This window comes from Amycolatopsis thailandensis (assembly GCF_042723255.1).
In the GTDB taxonomy this organism is placed as follows: Bacteria; Actinomycetota; Actinomycetes; order Mycobacteriales; family Pseudonocardiaceae; genus Amycolatopsis; species Amycolatopsis thailandensis.
The window spans coordinates 24,061-30,306 of sequence record NZ_JBHXJK010000079.1 but is presented as its reverse complement, the minus strand read 5'-3'; the positions used below and the strand labels follow the sequence as shown (position 1 = coordinate 30,306).

At 68.6% G+C, this 6,246-nt stretch carries 3 protein-coding genes; 1 reads left to right on the top strand and 2 read right to left on the bottom strand.

Going from position 1 to position 6,246, the window contains the following annotated elements:
• Positions 1-121: 121 nt before the first annotated feature.
• Both ACFWMR_RS27660 and ACFWMR_RS27655 read right to left on the bottom strand, forming a co-directional pair.
• Positions 122-1,753 (bottom strand): carboxylesterase/lipase family protein, encoded by a 1,632-nt coding sequence (locus ACFWMR_RS27660; protein WP_378380463.1) that lies wholly within the window; start codon positions 1,751-1,753, stop codon positions 122-124.
• 177 nt (positions 1,754-1,930) lie between these two features.
• Positions 1,931-5,383, bottom strand: a complete 3,453-nt coding sequence (locus ACFWMR_RS27655; protein ID WP_378380462.1) for an indolepyruvate ferredoxin oxidoreductase family protein — start codon at positions 5,381-5,383, stop codon at positions 1,931-1,933.
• A gap of 163 nt (positions 5,384-5,546) precedes the next feature.
• Here ACFWMR_RS27655 and ACFWMR_RS27650 point away from each other — a divergent pair, with 163 nt between their 5' ends.
• Positions 5,547-6,014: an Lrp/AsnC family transcriptional regulator gene (locus ACFWMR_RS27650; protein ID WP_093935046.1), complete on the top strand. Its 468-nt coding sequence runs from the start codon at positions 5,547-5,549 to the stop codon at positions 6,012-6,014.
• Positions 6,015-6,246: the final 232 nt, after the last annotated feature.

Below are 6,246 nucleotides of genomic sequence, written 5' to 3'. Positions count from 1 at the left end.
TTCGTGCCATGTTGGGTTACACCCCGAATCGCCACTCACGACCACCCCGGCCAAGTACGGCCTGGTGGGAAGAAGTCCGTCGATCGTGACAGCTCTTCCCGCCCGCGCAAGTCCTTTTCGGCTAGCGACTCGCGTTGAACGGCGTCAGCGGGTCCCAAAGCTTCTTGCAGTGGTGCTGCCGTGGAATCTCGGTGGTGAGCTGACTGTCACCGGCGGCGTTGAGCGCCATGACGACGGGATTGTCCTCGGTGTAGGGATCCCAACGGGGTGCCCCGTCCACCGTGGGATTGCCGGTGCGGGCGAATCCGGTCCACTGGGTGAGCAACTGGTCGGACAGGACCTGCTGATTGGGGGTGAGCTTGTTGCCGCCCGGGAGCAGCAACAGCATTTCGGCGATGTGATAGGCGCCGTTCGGTTTGGTGGGGTCGAGGAAGAACTGCGGAGGAACGTCCGTGTCGTCGAATTGGTAGGCGAACACCGGGATGTGCTTCGACAGCCGTTCGCTGTTGAGCACGGAGGGGCAGACCGAATTGGAGTCGGCCACGATGGTCCGGTAGGCGAGGAACGGCGCGGGCGTCGGGAACCGCTTCAGCGGGTAAGTCCTGCGGACGGCGGGTGCGTGCTCGCCATACTGCTGGAGCACGAGCTTTTCGTAGTCGGCCGGAGTGGACGCGGAGGGCAGCTGGGTCTCGTCGCGGTCCACACCGTGGATCAGTGCCACGTCGTTGACGCGCCCGGTGGCGAACGCCTCCCCCGGCGACATCGGCAGGAACTTCCCGTCCACGATGGGCGCTATCGTGCCGTTGCCGGGCTCCCGTCCGTGATCCGCCTGTTTGAGCAGGGCGGCCGCGGGCACCTTGCGCAGACACGCGGCGGCCTCGGCCTCGACCCCGCAGCCGACACCGGCGGCGAACTTCGCGCCCGCGCGGTGCGCCTGCTCCTCGGTGGGCAGTTTCGACTTGCAATCCTGCGCCTGCCAGACGGTGTCCACGCCGAGCAGCGAGTTGTACTCCCCGCTTTGAGCGATGCCGCGCTTGAACAATCCCGCCGAACTCGGCGCGGTCGTATGGGCGCAGACGCTCGAACCACCCGCGGAAGCACCGTAGATCGTCACGTTGTGCGGGTCGCCGCCGAACCGCGCGATGTTGCGCTGCACCCAGCGCAAAGCGGCCTGCTGGTCCAGCAATCCGTAGTTCCCGGCGTGCTCACCGAACCCTTCGTGAGCCAAGAACCCGAAGATCCCGAGCCGGTAGTTGACCTCCACGCTGATGACGTTGCCCCCGGTCACCAGGCGGCTCGCGTCCTGCGGCTTCAACAGCAGGAACCCGCCGCCGTGGATCTGCACCATCACCGCGAGCGGCCCTGGCCCCGGTTTGGCCGGCGCGCGGACGGTCAGGTTGAGGCAGTCCTCGTTGTCCGTGGCCGGGCCCACGCTCGCCGGCTGCGCGCACTGGTTGCCTTCGGTGGTCGCGGCGAAGGTCTCCGTCCACGGAGTGGGCCTGCGCGGCGCCTTCCAGCGCAGTTCCCCGATCGGCGGCGCGCCGTAACGGATCCCTTGCCACGACGTGACTTCGGCGCCCTTGACGCCGCACACCGGACCGTCGTCCGTCTTCACCGTGGTGCCCGGTGAGCAGACCGGCGCGGGTGGATCCGCCTTGATCAGATCGCTGGCCATGGACGCCGAACCGGTCAACGGCGTCGCGATCAGCATGGTGGCCGCGACGGCGGCCACCACCTTTCTGTCGAGTCTCATCCGTCCTCCTCCGCGGTGGCGATGATCTCCAGTCTTGCCACCACCGAGAAAGCCACAACCTCCATTCGGCCGCCCGGGAATGGTCATAATCCCGGTCAAGATGGTCTTCGCCGGGGCCCGGATTCAGCCAGGAAGGAATACGGGAAAGAAGGCCGCGGAAACAACGGAAATCACCGGTCAGGAATTGATCCGGGTCTTTCCGGGTACGAGATCGGCGAGGAGCGCGGACTGTTCCCGCCGGTAGGCCTCGACGTTCGCCAGTTTGACGTCCTCGTAACCGCGAACCAGATCGGGCAGCTCGGCCAACGCGAGCAGCCTGCCGCGATCGGCGGCTTCGGTGCCGAACGCGGCGAGGATCGTCTCCCGGTACTGCGTGACGAGTTCCCGCTCCACCTTCCGGACGTGTGCCTTGCCGAACGGGTCCCAGCGCGTGCCGCGCAGCTTCCGGGCGGCGCGCAGCGCGACGAACACCGGGCGGAACTTCGGGCCCAGCGCGATCTTCCGCTTCATCCCGAGCGCGCGGAGCACGGGCGGGTGCAGACGGTAGGCATAGCGGCTGCCCACCCCGAACTCCGCCTCGATGCCCGCGATCACGGCAGGGTCGAGCGAAAGCCGCGCGACCTCGTACTCGTCCTTGTAGGCCATCAGTTTGTGCAGGTTGCGCGCCACCGCCTCGGTGACGGCGGTCGAATCCCCTTCCAGGACCCGGATCCGTTCCACGAATTCCGCGTATTCCCGCGCGTAGCGAACATCTTGGTACTGGACGAGTTCGGGGACGCGGATGTCCAGCAGGCGCGCGAGTTCCGAACCCTGCTCGGCCTGCACGAGCGCGCGGGCGCGAAGAGCGGCCGCCGACGGAGCGGGAGCCGCGGCGACGGCGGGCGGGGCGACAGCCGCGTGCAGCCCGTCGGGATCGGCGACGAGTTGCCTGCCCCGCCGGAAGGCCTGGAGGTTGCCCGCGACGGCGACCCCGTTGAGTTCGATCGCGCGTTCCAGGCTGGCCGCGTCCAGCGGGATGGCGCCGGTCTGGTGCGCCGCGCCGAGCTGGAGGATGTTGGCGAACTGGTCGTCGTCGAACAGGGTTTCCGCCAGTGCTCGCGCGTCCAGCGCCACGGTCCTGGCCGAGTTCTCCGAGATCGCGCCGCGCACGGCAGCCGCGTCGGGGAAGGACACGGTGGTGTCGACGACCATCCGCCCGGTGGGCACCTCGGTCGTGGAGACCACGGCGGTGGTCCGGCCGGGGTCCGCCACCGTCAGATGCACCGGGTCGGCGCCGACGAGGACGTCACAGGCCAGGTAGAGATCGCATTCCCCGGCCGCGAGCTTCGGCGCCTGCGGTGTCGGCCCGGCGGTGATCTTCAGATCCGAGACGACGGCGCCGCCCTTCTGCGCGAGCCCGGTCTGATCCAGGGTCCGGACCTGCTTGCCCTCGATCACGGCGGCCGTGGCGAGGATCTGCGCGACGGTGACCACGCCGGTCCCGCCGACCCCGGTGATCCGCACGGTGAAGTCGGTGCCGCCGGTCTCGGGCGCGGGCAACTCGGCCGCGGTGATCTCCCCGGCCCGCCGCCGGTGTTTCCGCCCGGTGGGCACCACCGTCATGAACGAGGGGCAGTCCCCCGCCAGACACGAATAGTCCACGTTGCACGACGACTGGTGGATCGTGGTCTTCCGGCCGAATTCGGTGCTGACCGGCTGCACCGACAGGCAGTTCGACTTCTCACCGCAGTCACCGCATCCTTCGCAGACGCGTTCGTTGATCACGACCTTGGTGGCCGGGGTCTCCAGCTTCCCGCGACGGCGTTTGCGGCGCTTCTCCGCGGCGCATTCCTGGTCGTGGATGAGCACGGTCACGCCGGAGATGCCGGCCAGTTCCTCTTGTGTGCTCAGCAATTCGTCACGATGCCGGACCTCGACGCCGTCGGGCATGCGCGTCCCGCGGAACCGTTTGGGCTCGTCGCTGGTGATGACCACCTTGGCGACACCTTCGACCAGGAGCAGCGACGCCAGCCGTTCCACCGGGAGCCCGCCGACGGCGTCCTGGCCGCCGGTCATCGCGACGGTCGCGTTGTAGAGGATCTTGTACGTGATGTTCACCCCGGCGGCCACCGCCGCCCGCACCGCGAGGCTGCCGGAGTGGGTGAACGTGCCGTCGCCGATGTTCTGCACGAAATGCTTCGCGTCGACGAACGGCTCCATCCCGAGCCACTGCGCGCCCTCGCCGCCCATCTGGGTCAGGCCGACGACGTCACCGACCTGTTCCGGTTCCATGAACAGCGCCATCGCGTGACAGCCGATGCCGCCACCCACCACGGTCCCCTCGGGCACTTTGGTCGACGAGTTGTGCGGGCAGCCGGAGCAGAAGTACGGCGTCCTGGTCAGCAACGGGATCGAGATGCGCTCACGGCGGCGCTGCTGCCGCCACGCCGTCACGGACGGGATCTCGTGGTGCTCGGTCAGCCGCCCGGCCAGCACCCTGGCGACGGCGTCCGGGTCGAGTTCCCCGAGTTCGGTGCACAGGGTCCGGCCGTCGGGGCCGGTCTTGCCGTACACGGCGGGCGCCCCGGCGGTGCCGTAAAGCACCTCCTTGATCGCCGCCTCGACGAAGGAGCGCTTCTCCTCCACCACGACGATCTCGCTCAGGCCATCGGCGAAGCGGCGGACGATCGACGGTTCGAGCGGGTGGATGACACCGAGTTTGAGGATCCGGATCCCGTGCCGGGACAACGCTTCCGCGTCCAGGCCGAGCAGCCGCAGCGCCTGCATCAAGTCCAAATAGGACTTTCCGGCGGTGACGATGCCGATCCGGTCCGCGGGCCCTTCCTGGACGATCCGGTTGATCCCGCTCGCCCGCACGTACTCGACGGCGAGCGGCACACGTTCGGTGTAGAGGCTGCGTTCGAGCGCCATCAGCGTGGTCCCGAGCAGCCGCGAGGTGGGCTTGTGCCGGTAGGGCGTGAAACCCTTGGCCAGCTCCGGCGCCGTCCACCGCGGCTGGACGTGGGCGGTGCTCGCGGCGTCGGCCACGTTCGCCACGAGTTTCATCGACGACCACAGCCCGCTCGCCCTGGACAGCTCGACGGCGTGCAGCCCGAAGTCGAGCACGTCCTGGGAGTCGGACGGGAAGAACACCGGCATGGCGAGGTCGGCGAGCGCGAGCTCGGAGGCGCAGGGCACCGACGAGGACTTGGCGTTCGGGTCGTCGCCGACCAGCGCCACCGCGCCGCCCGCCGGATCGGTGCCCGCGAGGTTGGCGTGCCGCAGGGCGTCCGTCGCCCGGTCCAGGCCGGGCGCCTTGCCGTACCAGAAGCCGGTGACCCCGCCGGGTGACGAGCCCACCGACGAGGTGAGCTGGCTGCCCATGACCGCGGTCGCGGCGAGTTCCTCGTTCAGGCCCGGACGGTGCACGACGTCGTGCTTGTCGAGCAGGACGGAGCGGCGGCCGAGTTCGAGGTCGTACCCGGCCAGCGGGGAACCCTCGTACCCGGAGACGAACACGGCGGGCGACGCCCCGGCGGCGCGGTCGTGGCGCACCCGGTCGAACAGCATCCTGACCAGCGCCTGGACCCCGCTGAGATAGACGGTGCCGTCCTCCCGCAGATAGCGGTCCTCCAACGTGAACTGCTCCACCAGACCTGCCTCCTTCGGCACCCCCGCGTGACGTCACGACAGGAGACCCGACCGCGCCGGGCCGTCGCAACAAGCGGCAGTCTATTGATCCCCAGCGCGCAAAAAATCTGACCCTTCTTCTCCGCTGGCCGATATCCGTTGCGTCTGCGTACCATCTCGGCTCATGGCGGACCTGCTCATCGACGAGACCGATCGCGAGATCCTCGAACTGCTCCGGGAAGACGCCCGGCGCACCCTGGGAGATATCGGCGCCCGCGTCACGCTGTCGACCGCGGCGGTCAAACGCCGCATCGACCGCATGCAGGAGAACGGTGTCATCACCGGCTACACCGTCCAGATCGACCACGCCAAACTCGGCTGGGGCATCGAGGCGTTCACCGAACTGCGCTTCACCGGGACCACCAAGGTCGGCGAGATCGTCCGCACGACCACCCGCATGCCGGAGGCCCAGGCGGTGTTCACCATCGCGGGCGACCCCGACGCGCTCGTCTGGCTGCGGGTCCGGGACATGGGTCACCTGCAGCGGACCATCGACGAGATCAGGCGGCATCACCAGGTGACGGGCACGAAGACGCTGATGGTGCTGGAGTCGTGGACCCGGGGACAGCAGTGGCCCCAGGCCGACGTCTGATCCAGTGGGTCACTGGACGTGGCCGGCACGGCCTTGATCAGCGCGGCGCGGGTTGGGAAAGCCACTTTCGCAACGTTGAAGGTTGTGAACGTGGCTTTCGCATCACGACCACCCCGGCCCGGCGGCATCGAGCAGTGAGTCCTCTGCATGTCCCGGCTGCCGGAATAGCGCGATCCCGACACCTCCTCCGCCGAATCGGTCCAGGTGGTCGCGAGTGGCGATTCGGGTTCTC